Origin of the sequence: Neoactinobaculum massilliense (assembly GCF_900604955.1) — a bacterium.
Taxonomy (GTDB): Bacteria; Actinomycetota; Actinomycetes; order Actinomycetales; family Actinomycetaceae; genus Neoactinobaculum; species Neoactinobaculum massilliense.
The window spans coordinates 99,657-118,818 of sequence record NZ_UWPE01000001.1; the positions used below are offsets into that span (position 1 = coordinate 99,657).

13 protein-coding genes and 2 pseudogenes are annotated in these 19,162 nt (G+C 65.0%); 11 read left to right on the top strand and 4 right to left on the bottom strand.

Annotated elements, in window-relative coordinates:
• Positions 1-87 precede the first annotated feature (87 nt).
• The 8 genes and pseudogenes from EIH27_RS00430 (at position 88) to EIH27_RS00465 (ending at position 9,056) form a co-directional block, all read left to right on the top strand.
• Entirely contained in the window at positions 88-582 is a 495-nt protein-coding gene (locus tag EIH27_RS00430; protein WP_124038986.1) for a PH domain-containing protein, read from the top strand.
• Between the two features lie 275 nt (positions 583-857).
• A pseudogene (locus EIH27_RS08105) lies at positions 858-1,076 on the top strand (PH domain-containing protein); the annotation flags it as partial.
• A gap of 439 nt (positions 1,077-1,515) precedes the next feature.
• On the top strand, positions 1,516-2,262 hold the full coding sequence (locus tag EIH27_RS00440) for a PH domain-containing protein (RefSeq protein ID WP_124038987.1): 747 nt from the start codon (positions 1,516-1,518) through the stop codon (positions 2,260-2,262).
• Between the two features lie 109 nt (positions 2,263-2,371).
• On the top strand, positions 2,372-3,241 hold the full coding sequence (locus tag EIH27_RS00445; RefSeq protein WP_124038988.1) for a ketopantoate reductase family protein: 870 nt from the start codon (positions 2,372-2,374) through the stop codon (positions 3,239-3,241).
• A 427-nt stretch (positions 3,242-3,668) separates the two neighbouring features.
• Complete coding sequence (gene poxB, locus EIH27_RS00450; protein ID WP_124038989.1) at positions 3,669-5,402, top strand: ubiquinone-dependent pyruvate dehydrogenase; 1,734 nt, start codon at positions 3,669-3,671, stop codon at positions 5,400-5,402.
• Positions 5,403-5,580: 178 nt separating this feature from the next.
• Complete coding sequence (locus EIH27_RS00455) at positions 5,581-6,468, top strand: Rossmann-like and DUF2520 domain-containing protein (RefSeq protein WP_124038990.1); 888 nt, start codon at positions 5,581-5,583, stop codon at positions 6,466-6,468.
• Between the two features lie 105 nt (positions 6,469-6,573).
• Positions 6,574-8,088, top strand: coding sequence for a lysine--tRNA ligase (gene lysS / locus EIH27_RS00460; RefSeq protein WP_124040056.1), 1,515 nt, complete (start codon positions 6,574-6,576; stop codon positions 8,086-8,088).
• Between the two features lie 8 nt (positions 8,089-8,096).
• The gene (locus EIH27_RS00465; protein WP_124038991.1) at positions 8,097-9,056 is read left to right on the top strand and encodes an NAD(P)-dependent oxidoreductase; all 960 of its coding nucleotides are present in this window, start codon (positions 8,097-8,099) and stop codon (positions 9,054-9,056) included.
• Between the two features lie 126 nt (positions 9,057-9,182).
• Here EIH27_RS00465 and EIH27_RS00470 read toward each other — a convergent pair whose 3' ends face one another.
• The 3 genes from EIH27_RS00470 to EIH27_RS00480 form a co-directional block, all read right to left on the bottom strand.
• The gene (locus tag EIH27_RS00470) at positions 9,183-10,028 is read right to left on the bottom strand and encodes an SMP-30/gluconolactonase/LRE family protein (RefSeq protein ID WP_124038992.1); all 846 of its coding nucleotides are present in this window, start codon (positions 10,026-10,028) and stop codon (positions 9,183-9,185) included.
• A gap of 166 nt (positions 10,029-10,194) precedes the next feature.
• Positions 10,195-11,865, bottom strand: coding sequence for a S1C family serine protease (locus EIH27_RS00475; RefSeq protein WP_124038993.1), 1,671 nt, complete (start codon positions 11,863-11,865; stop codon positions 10,195-10,197).
• 130 nt (positions 11,866-11,995) lie between these two features.
• A complete protein-coding gene (locus tag EIH27_RS00480) occupies positions 11,996-13,987 on the bottom strand; it encodes a dolichyl-phosphate-mannose--protein mannosyltransferase (protein ID WP_241152913.1) in 1,992 nt (663 codons plus the stop codon).
• Between the two features lie 132 nt (positions 13,988-14,119).
• Between EIH27_RS00480 and rsmI the strand changes: the two genes are divergently transcribed.
• Positions 14,120-14,932 (top strand): 16S rRNA (cytidine(1402)-2'-O)-methyltransferase, encoded by an 813-nt coding sequence (gene rsmI, locus EIH27_RS00485; RefSeq protein ID WP_124038994.1) that lies wholly within the window; start codon positions 14,120-14,122, stop codon positions 14,930-14,932.
• 525 nt (positions 14,933-15,457) lie between these two features.
• Here rsmI and EIH27_RS08075 read toward each other — a convergent pair.
• Positions 15,458-16,033, bottom strand: a pseudogene (locus tag EIH27_RS08075) (isochorismatase family protein); the annotation flags it as partial.
• A 153-nt stretch (positions 16,034-16,186) separates the two neighbouring features.
• On the opposite strand from EIH27_RS08075, the gene metG reads away from it, so the two are divergent.
• Both metG and EIH27_RS00500 read left to right on the top strand, forming a co-directional pair.
• Positions 16,187-17,995, top strand: a complete 1,809-nt coding sequence (metG, locus tag EIH27_RS00495; RefSeq protein WP_124038996.1) for a methionine--tRNA ligase — start codon at positions 16,187-16,189, stop codon at positions 17,993-17,995.
• A gap of 4 nt (positions 17,996-17,999) precedes the next feature.
• On the top strand, positions 18,000-18,956 hold the full coding sequence (locus EIH27_RS00500; protein ID WP_241152914.1) for a TatD family hydrolase: 957 nt from the start codon (positions 18,000-18,002) through the stop codon (positions 18,954-18,956).
• Positions 18,957-19,162: the final 206 nt, after the last annotated feature.

A 19,162-nucleotide genomic window follows, 5' to 3' on the forward strand; every position in this document is an offset into this window, starting at 1 on the left:
GCAGAGAGGGGAAGCCGCGGAGCCAAACGGGCAGCGGTGACTAGCTGTTCGGTGGCGGAGCCGGGTACGCTCACGCATACTTGAACGGTGATCACCTCACCGCTTGCTCCGGACACGGCTTTCACGCGCGTTGACCCGAAACTAGTGACCATCCGCCGTATTCACTGGCTCATTAATCTCGCGTTTCTGCTTGCGGCCGCCCTGCTGGCGATTGGACTGGGCGATTCTGGCTGGCGGATTACCGGTTATATCGGCCTCGCCGCCACCGTGGCGCTCGGCGCATGGGCGATGTGGCTGGTGGGCCGACAGGTGTCCGCCTACGGGTACGCCATGACCGATCGCGAATTCCTCGTGTGCCGCGGCATCATGTTTCGGCGGGTGGACATTGTGCCCCTCGGCCGCATCCAGTCCGTCAACATTGACGCCGGTCCGCTCTATGCCCACTATGGGCTCGTCAAACTCTCGGCGGATACGGCGGCGATGGGGGATAAAGGGGCGGTGGCCGGCCTCAAGCGTGAGGATGCCGAACGCATGCGCGAGGCCATTCTGGCCCGCGGCGTGGCCCACATGGAGGGTGTGTAATGTCCTCCGGTGCGCTATCGTCCCGGGACATCCCAGCCAAGGAATGGCGGCGTGTCAGCCGCGCGACGCCGTGGTTCACCGTGGGCAGCTGGGCGTGGGCGGTGGTGGCGCTTATTGTTAGCGAAATTCTTCAAAACGATCGCCTGATGGGCTCCCTCGGGACCTTGTGGGCCGCCGTTTCGCGCGTATCCGGCCTCATGCTCCTCACGGTGGCGGGAATCCTGCTTGTGGTCGGTGTGGTGTCATTCGGCGGCGCCTGGCTGATCTGGAGCCAGATGCGGTTCGCGCTCGCGGATTCCGGCGTCCATTTTCGCTCCGGCGTGATCATCAAGAAGCACCGTTCACTGGCATGGAATCGTGTGCACGGCGTGGAGATCCAGGAGCCGCTCCTCCCTCGCCTATTTGGCCTGGCACGTGTGAGCGTTTCGGGTGCCGGCGGTAAAGAATCAAGCGTCACCATCGGCCTGCTACGGGAGAATGAATGCCGGCAGCTCCGCGCGGAAATCCTCGCGCGCCTTGCCGCCAAAGGTTCCGCGGGAAGGTGGACCGGTGCTCCTGGCGACGACGCCGCCCGCAGCGCCCGTCCGGTACCCGCCCCGAGTGGCGCTACTGCTGCCACAATGCACTCCGGTGCCGGCGACCCCGCCGGCACGGAAGCTGGCAGTCAGGTGCTGAGCACACAGGCTGCGGGCGCGGCGGGGGACCGTGCCACCGACGTGGCTACAGGTATCGGCGTGCTGAATACTCCGGCACCGGCTGCGGGCGAGGTGTCCAGCGCCGTTGCACCCGCCACCGGGGCACTCCCGCCTCAAACCCCGGAACCCGAACCCTTCTACCGCCTCTCCCCGGGACGGCTGGCGGCGTCGTCGTTCTTCCACCCGCATACCATCCTGCTCGCGTTGACGGGGGCTTGCGCTGTGCATCGGAAGCGTGGTGAGCGGACAGACCGTGCTGGCCATCGTGCTGCTGGTGGGGCCGATGCTGCTGCGCGTCCTGAAGAACCTGTCGATTTCGTGGGGAACCGTCATGAGCGTGAGCGGGCGCAACGTGCGGCTCACGCGCGGACTGCTGGACCGGACCACGGTGACCGTTCCGCTGGGTGCCGTTCACGCCGTCATCGTGGAGCAGCCGAATTTCTGGCGGCCGTTTGGGTGGTGGAGCGCCACCGTGCTGGTAGCGAGCACGATTCAGGAGAAAAAGGCGCCGTCCCACGTGATCGAGATGCCGGCCGGGAAACTGGAGGATGTGCTCCGGCTGTTGCACGTGGTGCTGGGCGATATCGGGGTGGCCGATCCACGCGGATTCCTGGTGGAGGCGCTGGAGGGGACCACGTCAATGGGCGGGTTCCGGCCTAATCCGCGCTCCTCGCGGTGGCTGGACCCGATCGGGTGGCGGCGCTCCGGTGTGGCGCTCACACCCACCGCGGTGGTGACGCGGCACGGCTGGCTGTGGTCGCGGACGCTGGGCATTGTGCTGCATAGACACGTGCAGTCGATGTATCTCACCCAGGGGCCGCTGGAGCGGATGTGCGGCGTAGACACGGTGAACTTCGGGACCATTTTCGGGCTGCCCACGAACGTGCGGGTCCGGCACATGGGTGTGGCCGACTCGCTGCCGATGGCGGCCGAGGAGCGCCGGCTGGCGGAAATGAGCTCGAGCGTGATGGAGCTGAAGGGATAGGGCGGCCGTCGTGGCGCAGTACCGGTGGGTCGCGGGCTAGCGCGGGTTGGGCTGGGCCGCCGGGCCGGGCCGCGAGGTCAGGACGCGCGGCGCCAGCTAGGCTGGACGCATGCTCAATATCTATGGTCCCGGTGGCGTTGGCGGTGTACTGGCGGGCGCGCTCGCGCATGCGGGGGTAGATGTAGCCGTGGTGGCCCGCCCATCCACGGCGGCGGTGATCAATCGCGCCGGCCTCCGGCTTGATTCGGCGCAATTCGGACACTTCACGGTGGAGGTACCGGCCGTAACCGCGCCGATGAAGGGTGCCCCCACACTCATCTGCACGAAGTCCTATGCGCTTGACGCCATTGCAGACGCAATCCGAGCGGCCCATCCCGCCGAGGTGGGTGCCCTCTGCAACGGCGCCTCCCACGCGGAAAAGGTGCGTGCACTCGCGGAGGTCGCCTGGTCCGGGTCCATCCGAGTGATCTCCGAGCGGGTGGCGCCGGGCGTTATCAAGCAATCATCTACGTTTTCGGATATCCGGGTGCCGGACGCGTTTGCGGATGGGGAGATTGCCGCGGCGCTGCGGGCCGGCGGCGTGAAGGTGGACGCGGGCGGTACGGAGCCGCAGGTGCTCTGGAACAAGCTAGCATTCCTTTCACCGATGGCGCTCCTGACCGCCGCTACCGGTGTGGGTGTTGGTGTGGCAATTGAACAGCAACCGGAGCTGGCCGAGGCGTTGACGCGGGAGATGGCTACGGTGGCTCAGGCCGAAGGCACTGCGATCACGGCGGGGGACATTATGGCGAATCTCCGCTCGCTGGGGCGCGATTCGCTTTCCTCGCTGGCACGAGATGTACGGGACGGAAAGCCGCACACGGAATTTGATGCCCTTGGCCCGGCTGTACTGGATGCTGCCAGCGCCCGCGGAATCGCGACGCCCGCCCTGGCCGCACTGGTTAGTGCGGTTGACGACCGCCTGCATCCCGAACGGTAGGTGGCGGTCGGGCGGGGCCCGAGCGGTAGGACTCGGGGCAGGGGTGCCTGTGAACGGTAAGAAAACTCTTCAAACCGCGCTGGATGCCCGGTTTAGGGCCCGATTCGGTCCGAAAACCGGCAGTTTTCCGTCAACTCGGGAGTTTTCATACGGTTCAGCCCGCCTGAGCGGAGCGATCCCGCCATGGTGCCGCCACCGGTTGGCCGAACGCTGCCCATGCTTCGGCGTCGTCGAGACGCCTCCCTTCTCACACTCCCTCAATTGGGCCTTTGGTCCCCCTCTCACTACACTTATTAGGGTTTGCGCCGGATAAGACGCATAAAGGTCGCATAACAGGCGGATGCGGGACGAGGCACATGGTGCGCGCGTGACCGGCACGCGGCGGGCTGTGCGGGACGTCCGGCGGCGTCAACAGAGAGGGACATAGATGGCAAACGTTGCCGAAAATATGGTGGAGACGCTCGCAAAGAGCGGTGTCAAGCGCGTATACGGGGTTGTGGGCGATTCGCTCAACGGCTTCACGGAGGCGATTCGCCAGCAGGATGGCATCGACTGGTTTGCCGTGCGCCATGAGGAAGCGGCGGCGTTTGCGGCGGGCGCGGAAGCGGCGCTCACGGATCACATTGCCGTATGCGCCGGATCCTGCGGGCCGGGGAACCTGCACCTCATCAATGGTCTCTATGACGCGAACCGGTCCGGCGTGCCCGTGCTGGCCATCGCGGCCCACATCCCGCACGCGGAGATTGGCGGCGGCTACTTCCAGGAGACGCACCCGGAAAACCTGTTCCAGGAGTGCTCCGTGTACTGCGAGATGGTATCCACCCCCGAGCAGATGCCGCGCCTCATGCGCCTCGCCATGCGCGCGGCCATTGAGCGCCACGGTGTGGCCGTCCTGGTGGTGCCGGGTGAGCTGTTCCTCGACGATGTTCACGGTGACAGCGAGGCCATTCGCCCCGCCGGCTACCACGTAATTCCGGATGATGCGGATCTGGAGCGCGCGGCGCGTGCGCTGTCCGGCGCGAAGAACATCACCATGCTGGTGGGCGCGGGCGCCCAGGGTGCGCACGATGAAGTGGTGGCCATGGCTCGCCACCTCCAGGCCCCGATTGTGCACACCATGCGCGGCAAGCAGTGGATCGCCTACGATAACCCGTTCGACGTGGGCATGACGGGCCTGCTTGGCTTCACGTCCGGCTACACGGCGCTGGTGAACGCCCAGACGCTGCTCATTGTGGGCGCGGATCTACCCTATCGGCAGTTCTATCCGAAGAACGCCACCGTGATCCAGATTGACGTGAACGGTGATCACTTCGGGCGCCGCACCCACGTCGACGTCGCCCTGCGCGGCACGGTAAAGGACACGCTCCCGCTGCTCCAGGCGAAGACGGTGGCCAACAGTTCGGATCGGTTCCTCAAGCGCATGCTGAATGAGTACAGCGCGGCCACGAAGGACCTGGATGATCTAGCCAAGCCGTCCCGGAGCGTCATCCACCCGCAGTACATTTCTCGCCTTCTTGATACCTACGCGGACGACGACGCCGTCCTTATTCCCGATGTGGGTACCCCGGTGATCTGGGCCGCGCGGTACATGAATGCGAATGGCAAGCGGTCCATTATCGGTTCCTTCGTACACGGGTCTATGGCTAACGCGCTGCCGCAGGCCATCGGCGCTGCTGCCTCTCAGCCGGGCCGTCAGGTGATCGCCATGTGCGGCGATGGCGGGCTATCGATGCTCATGGGTGAATTGGTGACCGTCAATCAGCACCAGCTGCCGATCAAGGTGGTGGTGTATGACAACGCGTCGCTGAATTTCGTGGCACTCGAGATGAAGCAGGGCGGCTACGTTGACTACGGCACCCAGCTCAACAACCCGAATTTCGCGGCGGTGGCGAACGCCGTGGGTATTAAGGGATTCCGGGTGGAGAAGTCCTCCGAACTGGAGCAAACCATGAAGGAGTTCCTGGCCTGGGACGGCCCGGCGGTGCTGGACGTACGCACGGCCACGCAGGAACTGACGATTCCGCCCACCATCAACGTGCAGCAGATGAAGGGCTTCACGCTCTACGCTCTGCGCACGGTGCTTTCCGGGCGCGGTTCGGACCTCATCGACATGGCGCGCGTGAACATGCGCCAGGCCGGCAAGGTGTTTAAGAGCCTGTAAACTCGCGGGTTTCTGAGCAGAGCCGTCCATCGCACGACGCCGGTGGGCGGCTTTTTATGACGGGCGGGTTTTTATTCAGTTCCAGTGGTGGATGGTGGCCGGCGGATGATGGATGACGGCCGGCGGGGTACGTGACTTGCGGTCCGGCCGGGCGTCCCGCGGCCGTAGACTGGACGTCATGGCGCAACCGGGACGGCTCAAAATCGGCATTATCTCCGCAGGAAAGGTGGGCACCGCTCTCGGCGGCGCACTCCGGAACGCGGGGCACACCATCATTGGCGCGTACGCGGCGTCGGAGGATAGTCGGGATCGGCTTGATGCGATGTTGCCCGGAGTGCCGGCGCGGGAGCCGGAGGAGATTGTGGGCGCGGCGGACGCCGTGATCCTTGCGGTACCCGATTCTGAACTGGCCGGGCTGGTGGGCGGACTCGCCAAACTGGACGCGTGGCGGCAGGGCCAGGTGGTGGTGCACACGGCGGCGCGATTCGGTACCGGCGTGCTGGACCCCGCCGCCCGGGCCGGGGCGATCCCGCTGGCGCTTCATCCGGCCATGACATTCACCGGCACCTCCCTGGATATTGCCCGCCTACAGGGCTGCCCGATGGCCGTGACGGGCGCGTCTCTCTACCTGCCGATCGCCCAGGCAATGGCGGCGGAGATGGGCGGTGAGCCAGTGGTGATCGAGGAGGAGGATCGCCCGCTCTACCACGCCGCGCTCACGCACGCGTCCTCTCACCTGGCCACCGTGCTCACACAGGCGCAGCGCATGCTGGCTGCGGCGGGTGTGACAGATCCGGCCGGGATGCTGGCCACGCTGATAGATAGTGCGGTGGAGGGCGCGCGGCGCGGTGGCGAGGCACGCCTCACCGGCCCAGCCGCTCTCGGCGACACGGCGGCAATCCGTGACGACCTCCTCTCGCTGCGCGGGCTTGCCGCCACCGGGGATGACGGCGACATTCTGCCCAGTTACCGCGCGCTGTCCCGCGCTACCGCGGAACGGGCGAACCGCCGGCGCCTGCTCGGCGACCACGCGGCCGAGGCCGTGCGCCAGGCGCTGGAGGACTAGTAGGGGAGGGCGGCGTCGTCGCAACCAATCCCACACCCACTCCCGGGGCTCCGCGTGGCGGCCGTGATCACGCGGCGCCGGCGTAACCGTTATTCTTTATGGGTGATGACTTTGGGTGGGGATGTTCCGGAACAGGTTCGGGTGCGTTTGGAGAAGCGGGCGCGGTTGTTGGGTGAGGGGCGTGAGCCGTATCCGGTGAGCGTGCCGGTGACGACGACGATTGGTGCGGTGCGTGAGGAGTACGCGGGTATTGAGGCCGGTGTGGAACTCACGGACACGGAGGTGGCGCTGGCTGGCCGTGTGATGCTGTATCGCACGGGCGGGAAGATCGCGTTTGCCACGTTGCAGGCGGGGGACGGGTGCCGGCTCCAGGTGCTTCTCTCCCTGGCGAATGTGGGTCGGGAGGAACTCGACCGTTTTAAGACGGACGTGGACCTGGGTGATTTCGTGTTCGTGCGCGGCTATGTGGGTGCTTCCAAGCGCGGGGAGTTGTCCGTGTTTGCGCGGGAGTGGCGGATGGCGTCGAAGGCGATTCGTCCGCTGCCCAAGACGTATACGAATGAGGCGGGGGAGGATGTATCTCTCTCGGAGGAGTCGCGGGTGCGGCTGCGGCACCTGGATTTGATTACCCGGCCGGCGGCCCGGGAGATGGTGCGGGTCCGGAGCGCGGTGATGAAGTCGCTGCGGGATAATTATGAGGGGCGTGGCTATACGGAGATTGAGACGCCGATCCTGCAGTTGATTCATGGTGGGGCGCAGGCGCGTCCGTTTGTGACGCATTCGAACGCGTATGACGAGGATCTGTATCTCCGTATTGCCACTGAACTGTATTTGAAGCGTGCGGTGGTGGGTGGTATTGACCGCGTGTTTGAGATTGGCCGTGAGTTCCGTAACGAGGGGGCGGATTCCACGCATTCGCCTGAGTTCACCTCCCTGGAGTCGTATGAGGCGTATGCGGATTACTACGCGATGGCGGACCTGACTCGTAACCTGGTGCAGCAGGCCACCCTGGACGCGCTGGGTACCACCCATGTGACGCTGGCCGACGGGACCGACTACGAGCTGGGCGGCGAGTGGAAGCGGATTGACCTGTACACGACCGTGTCGGAGAAGCTGGGTGAGGAGATCACCGTGGACACCCCTAGGGAGAAACTAGTAGCAGCCGCCGAGGCGCATGGTATTACGGTGGCGGACTACTGGGTGCCCGGCAAGATCGTGGAGGAATTATTCGAGGAACTGGCCGGGGATGACCTGTGGGAGCCCACCTTCGTGTTTGATTTCCCGGAGGATACTTCCCCGCTTACTCGCCCGCACCGGTCCAAGCCGGGGCTCACGGAGAAGTGGGACCTGTACGTGCGGGGCATGGAACTGGCTACCGCCTATTCGGAGCTGGCTGACCCCGTAATCCAGCGGCAGCGTTTCGAGGCCCAATCCCTGGAAGCAGCAAACGGGGATCCGGAAGCCATGCAGCTGGATGAGGGCTTCCTCCAGGCCATGGAACAAGGCTTCCCACCCACCGGCGGCATGGGCATGGGCATCGACCGACTCCTCACCGCCATGACCGGCCTCGGCATCCGCGACACCATCCTCTTCCCCTTCATCAAACCCACCGACAAGTAAGCGGCGCCATGAAGGTACTCATTCCGAACAGCCTGGACCTGGACATGCCGCCCACGCCGGGCCTGGATTTCGTTACGTACGATGTTGCGGCGCCCATCCCCGCTGAGCATCACGATGCCGAGGTCCTTGTTGCCTGGGGTAACCCGGCCGAGATGATGCCGGTGCAGGCCGGCTCCCTGCCCCGGTTGAAACTGGTGCAGTCACTGGCAGCCGGCGGGGATCATGCTCGCCAGGCGGCCGCCGGCCCGAACGTGGCCTTGGCCGCGGGGAACGGTCTCCATGACGCCACCGTGACCGAGCACGCGCTGGCCCTCACGCTGGCGCTGCTCCGCCGAGTTCCCGCGTTGCTGGAGGCGCAGCGTGCCCACCGCTGGGACAAGGAGGGGACCGTTGGGCCGCAGGTGCTCCACCCGAAGGGCATGGTTAATACGCTCATCGATGCCTCGGTGACCATCTGGGGGTACGGGCACATTGGGCGGCGTTTGGCGCCGGTGCTTGAGGCGCTCGGTGCCCATGTGGCGGGCCTGGCGCATTCTCGCCGCACGGAGGGCAGCGTGGAGGTATTCCCGGCCGGCACGCCGGGGCACCTCACGGACGAGGCAGCGGACGTACTGCGTGGCACGGACGTGCTCATCATGATCCTGCCCTCCCAGCCGGACACGGAGCACTTCCTTGATGCGGCCGCGCTGGATTTGCTTCCGCGGCGCGCGTTCGTGGTCAACGTGGGGCGCGGCTCCACGGTGGATCAGGAGGCGCTGGCGGCGGCCCTGTGTGCCGGCTCCATTGCCGGCGCCGCGCTGGATGTCACCTCGCCCGAGCCGCTTCCGGCAGACTCCCCGCTGTGGGATGCGGCCACGATCATCAGCCCGCACGTGGCGGGTGGCCGGCCGGTGGACGCGGAGGCGCTGATTGTGCGTAACGCTCTGGCCGTGCTCAACGGCACCCCGGTGGAAAACCGGCTGAACTAGGGCCGCAGCCCGCGCCGGTGTTCGGATCGCGGCGAACGCCTATGTGGCCCATACGTCGGACCCGCGCGGCCCCGTTCAGCGCGTGCCGGCCGGGCCGCCACGTCGCTCGCCCGGCAGGTCCGCCTTTTACCCCGCGAACGCGGCGGTTTCCTGCCCTGGAACATCCACCCGGCCGTGCCACACGGCGCCGGCGCCAGCGACGTCGTCGGTTTCCCGCGACACCGTCACAAACAAATCGCGCCCATCCTCACCGCCGAGCGTCACCGCTGTACTGCCCGGAGCGCCCGTCTCCTGGACGTCCAGCACCTCGCCCTCCGGCGAATACAGCACCGCGCGGCCCAGATGATTGAGCGCCACCCACACGTTGCCGGCACTGTCCACCGTGAGGCCATCCGGGCTGCCGCCCATGCCGTCGTGGAAGTGGCGCCGGTTCGTGAGCATGCCGTCCCCGGTCACGTCAAATACGTCCGTGTAGCGCGTGGTGGTGTCGTTGTAGTAGGCGCGGGTGCGGTCCGGGGAGAAAGCGATCCCGTTCGACGTCGTTACGTGCGGTAGTGTCACGCTCACCTCGAGGGTGGGGGAGATACGGTAGAGCTTGGCGCTACCGGCGGTTTGCTCATTGCGCACGTACGGCATGGAACCGGCGTAGAGGTACCCCCACGGGTCCACGCCGCCCTCGTTCATGCGGATGCCCTCATCATCCCAGAGCGTGAGGGCCGGCGTGGGGAGGGCGTCCGGGGTGTCCGCGAGTGCGATGCCGCGGTCCGTGCCCACCACGTAGCCGCCGTTGGTGCGTGGGCGGACAAAAGCCGCCACGTGGGCGCCGGTTTCTAGGCGGGTGACGCTGCCGTCGGCGTGCAGGGTGAGAATTGCGCCGGCCAGCATGTCCACGAAGCGTAGTCCGCCCCACGTGCTGCTCCACACCGGGCCCTCCGCGTGGAATGCCACCCGGTCCGTGATCTGTTCAAGCATGTTGCCTCCTCGGGGTTTAAGTGTAGGGGGATGCGCCGATCCAGACGGCAACTGGACTCGGTGGAGCAGCTGTGGGCCTATACGGCTGACAGCATGTATGCAAGCTCGCGCCGTCCGGGCGCGAAAAAGGCGGTGCCGCTCGGCACCGCCCTCTTCGTTTCAACCGCTAGTTAACGGTGGATTCCACCAGCTTCACCTTGATCGTTTCGGTGGCGCCGGTGGTCTGCTTCTCAACGGTGAGGGTTACTTCGTCGCCGATATTGAAGCCACGGATACTACGTGCCAGATCGGAAGCCGCGTTGACGCTCTCACCGTTCAGTGCGGTGATAACGTCGCCGCGCTCCAGCCCCGCCGTTGAGGCGTTAGAGCTCGGATCGATGGCCATGACACTGACGCCATTACCCGACTGGCTGGTGCCCACCGTGATGCCCAGGGCCGCATTCGGTCCCACCACGACATCCCCGGTGGACTTGCCGGCGCGGATGGTTTTCACGATCTCCATGGCGGACTCGATCGGGATGGCGTATCCGTTCACGGCGGATGAGGTTTCGCCCACGGAGGCCGCGGAGTTCATGCCCACCACTTCGCCGTCCGAATTAAACATGGGGCCGCCGGAGTAGCCGGGCACCACGTCCGCATCTGTCTCGATGAGGCCCCGCAGCCAGGTGGGATCTCCACCGGTTTCATCACTGATAAGGATGCTTTCATTCGTGGCGGTGACGGTGCCGGTCAGCTTGGAGAGGTAGCCCTGGCCCTCGGAGTTACCGAGCACCGAGATTTTGTCACCCTTGGAGGCGGCGGACGAGGCAATACTCACGGTTTCAAGGCCGGACGCGTTCTGCAGCTGCAGCAGCGCAATATCGTGCGTTTCATCGTGGCCCACCACCGTGGCCGTGTACTGCTTGCCGGTGGAGGCTACCGTGACCGTGACCTCCGAGGAGCCCTGCACCACGTGATAGTTGGTGAGCACCTGTCCGTCCGAGGTGAGCACCATGCCGGTGCCTGCGCCCACGCCGGCCAGTTCGGACACGTTGATGAGTACCACGCCCGGTGCATTGTCCACGCGCGTGCCCTCGTTGACCGGATCGGAGCTGGCGTTCCCCGAGGAATCCGGCGTTTCGCTCTGCTGCGGCGAGGGCATGTACGGGTTGGTGAGGCCGTTACCCGAGTTGTTCTGACTCTGGTTTTCCAGCTGGGTGATCTGGTTCTGGAGGGACTGCACCTGGGAGCGATGGTCCAGTGCGGATACGCCGGCGCCACCCAGCGCACCGAGGATAAGCGCCAGCACGATGAAAACGGAGGCCCATCCCAACCCGAGGGAGTGCTTCTTGCGCTGCTTGACCGCGGGACTGGCCGGATAACTGTAGTAGTTCGACGACGGGTACCCGCCCGCTGCCGAGCCGTTGGTGCCGGGAGTCTGCTGATAGTACCCGCTGCCATAGTAGGTGCCGTAGCCGTTCGTGGACCCGCCGTAGGTAGTGCCGCTCGTGCCGTTGGCGCTGGCCCCACCCGTGCCGTACGTGGTGCTGTTGTAATACGGGCTTGAGCCTGCGGCGGAGTAGGCGCCGGTGGTTGAGCCGTACGCGGTGCCGTTGCCGTACCCGCTGCCGTAGTAGGTGCCGCTTCCATTACCCGGTGTGGTACTGGCGGAGGAGGCGCTACCGGAAGTACTGGCGCCGCCGGGAGCGCCGCTCGCACCGGTCCCTGCATCTGACGTGCCGTTGCCGTACCGATACCCGGCCGGCGGGTAGGCGGCCGTATCCCCGGCGGCATGGTCAGTGGCGCCAGGATTGGTGCCGTTGTGGTTGCGATCCTCGTTCGCGCCGTCCACGCTCATCTGTAGTCCTTTCATACGCCCAGCGGCTGCCGGCCGCTCGCTGTAAACGGTGTCAGTATGTTAGCGATGTCTGGAAAGTCTCTGGACGTTTCGTGGGGGTTTGACGAGTGCGATATGCACCCGCAACGGCCTAAATCCAGGACTTCAGCCACATGTGTATGTGCCAGAAATTGTAGGAGACGGTTTGGCCCGTCCAGATGGGATACCAAAATGCGGTAAACACCAGGATGACGCCCGCGAACACGTAGATAGGAAGCCGGGCGCCGGCCTTCGGATCCACATTCCACCACTCGTCCACTGCCGCGAAGTCCAGCAGCGCTTCCCGTGGCGCGTTCTGCTCGGGTTCCGGCGGCATGGAACCGTTCTCATCCGCCTCTGGGACGGCAGGAATAGTGGTAGCGGCGGGCACCGGCATCGCGACGTCGGAGGGGGCGGGTGCTTCGGCGTCGGAATGAACCTCAACCCACGTGAGGCGCCCCGGGGCGGCACCATCTGCGGGAGCATCCTCCACCGGGCGGGCAATTGTGCTGAACGGTTGCGGCGTACTTCGACCCGGAGCCAATTGGCGGCACAGCAGGCCCACGCCGTAGGTGAGTGCCAGCACCACAAACGGGAGAATGGCCACCGCGTAGAACTGGAAAATGGTGCGATCAACGTACATGAGCCACGGCGCCCACAGCGCCACATATCCGGCGATGATGGACCAGGCGCGCCAATCACGCTTGGCAAAGGCGGCCCAGATCACCAGAATCAGGCCCACCACGGCGGGCCACCAGATGGCCACATTGCCCACCGAGGTAATGGCCTGAACGCACTGTGAACCCGGTGCGCACTGCTTGGCCATCTCATCTGTGCCCTCCCAGTAGAAGGAGACGGGCCGAATCTGGAACAACCATTCCCATGCCTGCGACTGGTAGGTATGCGGGGTGGAAAGACCGGTGTGGAACTGATAGGTCTCCTCGTGATAGTGCAGGAAATCATTGAGCCAGTTCGGGGCGCTCGGAATGGGAATGCCCGCGCCGGCACCCGCCAGCTGCGTGGCCGTCCAGCCGTGGCCGTACTCCTTGCTGTTAGCGAACCAGGGAATCCAGCACAGCAGGTAGGTGACCACCCAGGTGACCACCAGGTTGACAAACGCCGGCACACCTTCCGCAGCGATACCGGCATCCACCCAGAGCCGGACACCCACTGCCTTCCGAGCCGCGACACCCCAGGCGAACACCAGAATGCCCATGACCGCCACCAGATAAATGCCGGACCACTTGACGCCCGTGGTGCACCCGGCGAACACGCCGGCAAGTACCAACCAGGGCCGCCACCAGATCACCGGGCCCCAGGCGGTAGCCGGGGAACCGTCAGCGCGCAGAGAACCGTGGGCCACCCGCCGCGCCAGCCGGGCCCGCGTCCAATCGCGATCCTTAAGGATCGCCCAGAACGTAAGCAGCGCGAACAGCGCCACCAGATTGTCCAGAATGCCGGTGCGGGAGAGCACAATGCCCATCCCGTCCAGAGCCACGGCAAAACCAGCGAAGGCTGCCAGCAGAGAATTATGGAACAGACGCTGCGCCACAAACACGGTGAGCATAACGATGATGATGCCGGCTATGGCCGTGGTGAAGCGCCATCCGAAGCTGGACTCCGGGCCGAACAACCATTCGCCGGCGGCCATAAGCCATTTGCCCAGCGGTGGATGCACCACGCGCTCCGCCTCCGTGGCCGAAAGCCCCGAAAAATCGCCCTTCACAAAGAGGTCATTCGCATTATCTGACCATTTGCCCTCGTAGCCCTGAAGCAGGATGGAGGTGGCCTCCTTGACGTAATACGTTTCGTCAAACACCAGCTGGTGGGGATGCGCGAGGCCCACCAGCCGCGCCACGGCGCCCAGCGCGCCCATAATGCCGGCAATAATCCACGCGCGGCGGGCTTCCGCACGGCTAAGCCAGTTACTAACCGGCATGAGCCCCAGGCGCCCGCGTAATTCGGCCTCGAGGCGTGCCGCGGCGGACGCGGGGAGAAGGGCGCTGGGGTGGACGGGTGCGATGGTGCGGGAGGCGCCGCGGCGCGGGAAGCGGCGGGCTGTGCTTACCGCGGGTGCCGGCCGGGTGGATTCTGGTGTGCTCACGGGTGGAGTCTATCCGGGGCCGCCGACAGAAGACTGTGGAACCGCCGGATGGCGGCTTCATGCCTCCGAAGGCTGTGCCCGCCGGTACTCGCCCGACTGCCGTTTCCACTTCCTACGTGGGATCATGGGCGCATGATCGTTCTTGCTGCCACCCCGATTGGTAATGATGCGGATGCCTCCGCGCGTCTGCGCACCGAGCTAGCCTCGGCTGACATCGTGGCCGCGGAAGATACTCGCCGGCTCCTGAATCTGGCCGGGCGACTGGGCGTGGAGGTGAGCGGTCAGGTGGTTTCCTATTACGAGCACAATGAGGCCGAGCGTGGCCCGTGGCTCATTGAGCGTGCTCGCGAAGGCGCCCACATTTTGCAGCTGAGCGACGCCGGTATGCCCTCCGTGTCCGATCCCGGTTTCCGGCTTGTCCAGCGAGCCATTGAAGCGGACATTCCCTTGACCGTGGCGCCCGGCCCCTCCGCCGCGCTCACGGCCCTCACCATTTCCGGCATCCCCACGGACCACTTCACCTTTGAGGGATTCCTGCCTCGCAAGGACGGTGAACAGGAGCGTGCGCTGGCCGAGCTGGCGGGGGAGGAGCACACCATGATCTTCTTTGAATCGCCGCGCCGCCTCGGCCATACGCTGGCGGCCATGGCCAACGTTTTTGGTGGGGAGCGGCGTGCCTGCGTGGCCCGCGAGCTGACGAAGGTGCACGAGGAGGTGGTGCGCGGCACTCTCGCGGATCTGGCTACTCGCTTCAGTGAGACGCGCGGTGAAATCGTCATCGTGGTGGAGGGCGGTAATCGCGCGGCCATCGCCCTGCAACGCGCGGTTGCGGACGTGAGTGAATTGGTGCGGCTCGGTGTGCGCACCAAGGATGCGGCCGGTTTCGTGGCGGCACGCACGGGCCTGCGTAAAAAGGATCTGTACGACGCCGCCTCGCGCGCGTAGTGCGGACTCACCTTTAGGCAGGGTGCTGCGGCGTCGTCAAACGGCGACGCCGTGGTTCTAGTGCTGTAGCTCGCCGGGATCGAAATCGATGTTCGAGAAGTCGAAGTCCGCTTCGCTGGCGTCGGCGGAGAAATCAGCGTCCTCGTCGAGTGCGTTTGCTACCTCGGCGTCGGCTGCGGCGTCCAGCTCATCACCATCGGTGACGTCCTCGTCCTCTCCCGATTCCACCTGGAATCCGGCATCCCGGATGCGCGCTAAATTCGCGGCGGCGGTATCGGAGGTGGGCTCGTTTTCGTCGTTCTGGTCACCGTCATTCAACTGGTCGGCCAGATCATCCGGATCTTCCTCGCTGAGCGAATCCTCGAGTTCGGCCTGGTTTGCCCCGTAGCCGGTACCGGCGCCGTCGTTGTAATCATCCACGTCATCCGTGTCGTAGAGGTCATACTCGTCGGCTGGCTCGTCCGCATCCGGACCATCAAACCTGTAGGAGCCGGACAGCTCGGTCTCTTCATCGGCGTCGTTCAGGAACGCGGTGGCGGATTCCACCTGGTCCACACCGGCGTCGTCCATCTCCTCGCGGGCAGCAATTCCCAGTTCCTCCGACGTGGGCGCCGTGAGGTCGGAGAACACGCGCGCGTTAAAGCCGTTACGCACCGCGTCGATAGCGGTTTCCTTGACGCAGTGCGATTCAGCGAGGCCCACCACGTCCACGTCCTTGATGTCGTGTTCGCGAAGCAGATCCTCCAGGAGCGTCCCGTCCTCGTCGGTCCCCTCAAAACCGGAGTAGGCGGCCGCAAACTGGCCCTTCTTCACGTGCGCGTCCGCGTCCAGTGCCTCAATGGCCGGGTGTAGCTCGGCCTCGTCGGTGCCTGCCACCCCGTGCGGCGGCCAGGTGTTCACAAAATCCGGGTGGTCGGAAAAATGCGCACCCGGGTCAATATGCCAATCCTGCGTGGTGACGATGAAGCTGTATTCGTCTTCGTGGTCGGTGACGAAGTCCGCAATCTTCTCCGCGACGGCGTTGCCGCCTTTCACCGGCAGGGCGCCACCCTCACAAAAGGTGGGCTGCACGTCAACAATGATGAGTGCCCGCGGTTCCATGGTTGCTCCATTCTGTTACGGGGATGCGACCAGTATGCCCCGATCCGCGCCCGAAAGGCGAACAATGCGTCCAGGCCGCCGCGGCGGTGTGTGGCTTACGACGGCGGGGCGGCCGGCGCGGACTTTGTCGGAGTGGATGGGTAGGCTGAACCCATGACCCATGTTCTATCTGCTGTTGCCTGGCCGTACGCGAACGGCCCGCGCCATATCGGCCACGTGGCCGGATTCGGTGTGCCCTCTGACGTGTTTTCTCGCTACATGCGAATGGCTGGCAATGAGGTGCTGATGGTGTCCGGTACCGATGAACATGGCACCCCCATTCTGGTGGCCGCGGATGAATCCGGCGTCACGCCGCAGGAGCTGGCGGATAAAAATAACCGCATCATCGCCGAGGATCTCACTGCTCTCGGCCTCTCCTATGACCTCTTTACCCGTACCACCACGCAGAACCACATCGACGTCGTACAAAGAATGTTCGAAGTGTGCCGGGACAACGGGTACATGGTGACCAAGCGGATGCCCGTAGCCATTGATCCGGACACCGGCAATACGCTCCCGGACCGCTACATCGAAGGCACCTGCCCCATCTGCGGGGCCGCCGGTGCGCGCGGTGACCAGTGCGATAACTGCGGGAACCAGCTGGATCCGAAGGACCTCATTGACCCGGTGTCCAAGGTGTCCGGCAAGGCGCCGATTTTCCGCGATTCGGAACACTACTTCCTGGACCTGCCCGCGCTCGCGGAGCGTCTCGGACAGTGGCTGGACCAGGTGGATCACACCGGGGAGTGGCGTCCCAACGTCATTTCCTTCGCCAAGCATCTGCTCAAAGACGTCCAGCCGCGCGCCATGAGCCGTGACATTTCCTGGGGCATTCCCGTGCCGGGATGGGAGGACAAGCCGGATAAGCGCCTCTACGTGTGGTTCGACGCCGTGATCGGCTACCTCTCCGCATCCATTGAGTGGGCGCGGCGCCGCGAGGCCGAAGGAAAGGGCTCAAAGGACGATTGGCGCGCCTGGTGGAATGACCCGGATGCGCTCACCTATTACTTCATGGGCAAGGACAACATCGTGTTCCACGCCGAAATCTGGCCGGCGGAAATCCTTGCCTACAACGGCGAGGGTGCCCGCGGAGGAAAGGCGGGGGCATTTGGCACGCTCAATCTGCCCACGCAGGTGGTGGCCTCCGAATTCCTCACCATGGAGGGGAAGAAGTTCTCCTCCTCCCACCACGTGGTGATCTACGTGCGTGACGTACTCTCCCGCTACCAGCCGGATGCGTTGCGCTACTTCATCTCCATTGCGGGGCCGGAAACCTCGGATGCTGATTTCACGTGGAGTGAGTTCGTGCGTCGCAATAACTCGGAACTGGTGGCCGGCTGGGGCAACCTGGTCAATCGCACGGCCTCCATGATCGCCAAGCGATTCGGGGAGATCCCGGCGCCCGGTGAACTCGAGGACGTGGATAAGCGGCTCCTGGAGCAGGTGCGTGCCGGCTTCGAGACGGTGGGGGAGAACATCGCCCACCACCATCAGCGCGCCGCACTCACGGAGATCATGCGGCTGGTGGGCGAGGCCAACGGTTACATCTCTGAAACCGAACCGTTCAAGATGAAGGATCCCTCCCAGCGCGAACGCCTGGCAACCGTACTCCATACGGCGGCGCAGGCCGTGTATGACCTCAACACCATGATGTGCGTGTTCCTTCCGCACTCCTCCAACGCCGTGGATCGCGTAATGGGTGGGGATGGCACCATCGCGCCGCTCCCGGAGCTACGTGACGTAGAGGACCTGGATACCTGTAAGCCCTACCCGATCATCACCGGGGACTACTCGAACGTGCGGGCGTGGGCATCCGCGGAGATCCCCGTGGGGCGTCCCATCGCCAAGCCGAAGCCCGTATTCGTCAAGCTGGACCCCAGCGTGGTGGATGAGGAGCTGGAGCGGCTGGGGCTCGGGGATTAGCCGGGTGTCCAAGTCATTCAAGCAGCGCAATAAGCGCCACATTTTTCCGGATGTGCCGGAGGCTCTACCGGCTCCGGTGGTGGATGCCCATACCCATGTGTATGTGCCCGGTGACCCCGAGTTTGTGGAGGGCGGTGATAACGCGGGCACCGGACTGGATGGACAACCGCTCACGGCGGCCGAACAGGCACGACGGATGGATGCGGCCGGAGTGCGCCACGCGATCACCTGCGCGTGCGAGATTCCCACCATCGATCCCATGATTGCGGTGGCTCACGCGGATCCCACGCACTTCTCCGCCGCCATCGGCATACATCCGAATGACGCGGCGCTGCTGTGTGGGTTCGCGGACCCCTCCCCGGATGGACTGACACCCGGCCAGGATCCATGGCACCGGGAGTACACCCTGGACAGCGCGATCGCCTTTGTTGCGGACCGTGCCCGCGACGCCGAGGTGGTGGCGATTGGGGAAACCGGGTTGGATTACTACCGCACGGCGGAAAGCGGACGCGCCGCCCAGAAGGCGGCCTTCCGTGCTCAGATCGCACTGGCGAAGGATCTGGACCTGCCGCTCCAAATCCACGACCGCGAGGCGCATGCCGATTGTATTGAGATTCTCAAGCACGACGGTGCCCCCGAGCGCGTGCTCTTCCACGCGTTCTCCGGTGGCCCGGAACTGGCGGAAGTATGCGCCCGCGAGGGGTGGTATGCCAGTTTCGGTGGCGCGCTGACGTTCCCCGCCAATGAAGCTATTCGCGAAGCGCTCGCGATGATGCCCGCGGAGCTGGTGCTGGCGGAAACGGATGCGCCCTATCTCACGCCGGTGCCATGGCGCGGACACCCGAATGCCCCCTACGTGGTGGCTTATACAGTGCGGGCGCAGGCGGCGGTGCGCGGCGTGGATCTGGCGGATTGGTGCGGTCAGATTGATGCGAATTCACGAGTGTTTTACGGCGTGTAGGTTCACGGCTCGCCAGACGGAACGGCGGTGGGCGGGTGGCGCGCCCGCTACAGGACGGCCGTGAATCCGCCGGCCGGGCCCGCTGTCGGTAGGGCGTCCGCGGTAGCAAATTCGCGGCTGGTAGTCACGCTCCCTACCCGGTCTGTTAGCTACGCCATAGCTGAGTGGTGACGTAGGGTGGTTGCCAAATATAACGGAATGGTTAC